Annotated in this window: 3 protein-coding genes; all 3 read left to right on the top strand. The window is 33.7% G+C overall.

Translation table 11 applies throughout. The annotated features are described in order from the left end of the window. The first annotated feature begins 105 nt into the window (after positions 1-105). Positions 106-612 carry a DUF3806 domain-containing protein gene (locus tag EHQ58_RS18550; protein ID WP_135625568.1) on the top strand — a complete coding sequence of 169 codons (507 nt, stop codon included), beginning with the start codon at positions 106-108 and terminating at the stop codon, positions 610-612. 424 nt (positions 613-1,036) lie between these two features. Further along, a complete protein-coding gene (locus EHQ58_RS18545) occupies positions 1,037-1,690 on the top strand; it encodes a hypothetical protein (protein ID WP_135625567.1) in 654 nt (217 codons plus the stop codon). Positions 1,691-1,969: 279 nt separating this feature from the next. Next, positions 1,970-2,794 carry a trypsin-like serine peptidase gene (locus EHQ58_RS18540; RefSeq protein WP_135625566.1) on the top strand — a complete coding sequence of 275 codons (825 nt, stop codon included), beginning with the start codon at positions 1,970-1,972 and terminating at the stop codon, positions 2,792-2,794. Positions 2,795-2,958 lie beyond the last annotated feature (164 nt).

Below are 2,958 nucleotides of genomic sequence, written 5' to 3'. Positions count from 1 at the left end.
AAGACGCGCCGACGCTAACGCCTTCTCCGAAGGCTCAGCTACGGACAACGTCGTGTAGCCTAGTTCGTTATACGACATCTGAAAAATAAATTTTAGGAAAAAAATATGAAAAAAAGATTTTTGACAATTTTAAGCATTTTAATGCTTATATTTACCATGAATATAAATTCTCAGCCAATTTATAAAGATAAACAAATGACAATCTTCAACCTCACTACCGAAGATAAAGAGCAATTACAATATCTAAGAAATGAGGCTCTCAAATTCATTAAGGAAAAAACTAATAAAGAAATTAAAGAACCAGTATCAATAGAAAAGTTACAGACTGCTATAAATCTTTCTAACAAAAATACTAACCAAATAATTTTATATGGATTCGGTGTTTTAATTGGAGATTATTTTATAGAAAAACATAAAATGAAATGGCTTGCTGTAGAAGATGAATATGGAAAAGATTTAGTAATTTTTGTAGAAAAAACTTTATACTACGTTGGCACAATAACATTGATTTCAAAAAGAATAGAGAAGAATGAGAAAATTGATGTTCAATACTTAATTTCACAAATAGAAAAACATATGAAAGAAAATTTAAAAGAGTATAAAACTTACTAAATTTTAAACCTAATTTAGAAAAATCACAATATTAATTAGTCCAAATTAATATAAAAAGATTGAAGCAACACGTTCTAATTTTAAGTTTTCAATCAATAAACCATAAGTAAAACATCGATAAGCTAAAAAATTAAGAATATTCTCCGTTTATTTAATTGTCTGACATTTCTAGAACAAAGAATATAATCTTCAAATGGGATATTGATTGGAATTTTCAGACGTCGTATAACTGCGGCTGACACGCTCCGCTCGGGACTAGCGCCCTCGCTCGGCCTAAAGGCACATTGTCCTCCGTCACGCTTCTTGCGTCGCAAGAAGTCGCGCCGACGCTAACGCCTCTTTCGAGGCTCAGCTACGGACAACGTCGTGTAGCCTAGTTCGTTATGCGAAATACAACGGATTTTTTTGATTAAAAGAGTGTAAGATGAATTGGTTAAATACAAAATATAAGTGTTTTCTATTTCTAGGTGATCCCAGTGAAAATAATCTATGGGAGTTTAGTAATTGGGATAAGTTTTCGACTAAGATTTCTTCCTTTTTAGATAACGATATTAACTCTCTAACGGTAAGAGTTAGTCAAATCTCTCTAAAAGATAATAAATATTTAAAATTTGGCAGACTTAAATTAGATAATAGATCTAATGCAAAATGGACACATAATTCTCCGTTTACGAAAGAATTATCAGATGAATGGTTATTCGAGAGTGGTGAAGGCTGGCTCCCTTCCTGGACTAAATGCCAAAATTTAGATAAAAGTCCTGATTTTTTCTTTTCAATTATCAATGAAAAATCACATAGATTAACGAGACCGGTTACTTTTAACCCTATTTTGCTCATGTCATTCTCTCTCGAAAAATATAGTCAAGAATCCATTCTTAATTTAATCCTATCACTCAAAGAAGATACAAAACCTATACTAATAGTCGAACAAGAGAGATATTGGGGTATTCAATCCGGAACTGGCTTTACTTATGCAATGAACGACCTTACCTTAACTCACTTATTTAAAAAAGATCAGCATGGTAAGCCCATAGATTTAGGTAACTTTGAGGAAGAATGGCGATTATTTAAAAGCTAATAATTATGAGATGCCTTTAAGTATGTTGTACTTCGCATAACTGCGGCTGACACGCTCCGCTCGGGACTTTCGCCCTCGCTCGGCCTAAAGGCACATTGTCCTCCGTCACGCTTCTTGCGATGCAAGAAGGCGCGCCGACGCTAACGTCTCTGCGAGACTCAGCTACGGACAACGTCGTGTAGCCTAGTTCGTTATGCGACATAGAGAAGATAGATTTAATAATCCGAGGAAATTAAAAAAAAACTTGATATCATAAATAATTCTGAGAGGAAAATAATCATGAGTAAACTAACAAATACAGAGTTATTACAGCATACAACGGTAAGATTAGAGTGCCAATTGGCCAATGGCAGCTTAAGCGTCGGTACTGGTTTCTATTTTGCATTTCAAAAAAATGAAACAAGCTGGAACAAACTTGCAATTCTAACAAATAAGCACGTTGTCAAAGATAGTATTAATTTGAAAATTTATATTACGCCTCTCGATATCGAAAAAAATCCTAACTACACATCAAATTTTCATACGACAATTATGATTAAAGAATCCGATTGGATTGCACATCCGGATAATAATATCGATTTATGCATGTTGCCTTTTCATAAATTTCATAATGATTTGGTTAGAAAAGTTGGAGAATTTTTTATTTTCGCCTACAATAAAGAATATTTAGCTGATAATAATATACTAGAAAGCCTAAATGCTATTGAAACTATTACTATGATTGGTTATCCAAATGGGATATGGGATATCGCCAATAACCTACCCGTAATTAGACAAGGTATTACTGCAAGCCATCCTAAACTCAATTATAACGGACGATCTGAGATTCTGATTGATTGTGCATGTTTTCCAGGCTCTAGTGGTTCGCCAGTATTAGTTTATAATCATGGCGGGTATGCAACAAAAGTAGGAGATTTTAATGTGAGTAATAGATTAATTTTACTTGGTATTCTATACGCAGGACCAATTTATAAAGCAGATGGTCAGATTATTATTACTCCTATATCATCTATTCCGAATATAACAATAGAAACGAATTTAAATATGAATTTAGGATATATAATAAAATCGGAAAAAATACTAGATTTTGAGAAATTATTATAGCTTTTCGAAAACACAGAGAAATTGCAATACAATCGCAAAAGGAAATTTAAATTAAAAAGTATATATTCTTTCTCTACGTCGCATAACTGCGGCTGACACGCTCCGCTCGGGACTTGCGCCCTCGCTCGGCCTAAAGGCACATTGTCCTCCGTCACGCTTCTTGC

Origin of the sequence: Leptospira ognonensis (assembly GCF_004770745.1) — a bacterium.
Lineage (GTDB): Bacteria > Spirochaetota > Leptospiria > Leptospirales > Leptospiraceae > Leptospira_A > Leptospira_A ognonensis.
The sequence above is the reverse complement of the archived record's forward strand: the minus strand, read 5'-3'. Positions and strand labels throughout refer to the sequence as shown.

Bases quoted from the DNA above. Each gene is read 5' to 3' on its own strand.
- EHQ58_RS18550 (WP_135625568.1), top strand. From the start codon at position 106: ATGAAAAAAAGATTTTTGACAATTTTAAGCATTTTAATGCTTATATTT.
- EHQ58_RS18545 (WP_135625567.1), top strand. From the start codon at position 1,037: ATGAATTGGTTAAATACAAAATATAAGTGTTTTCTATTTCTAGGTGAT.
- EHQ58_RS18540 (WP_135625566.1), top strand. From the start codon at position 1,970: ATGAGTAAACTAACAAATACAGAGTTATTACAGCATACAACGGTAAGA.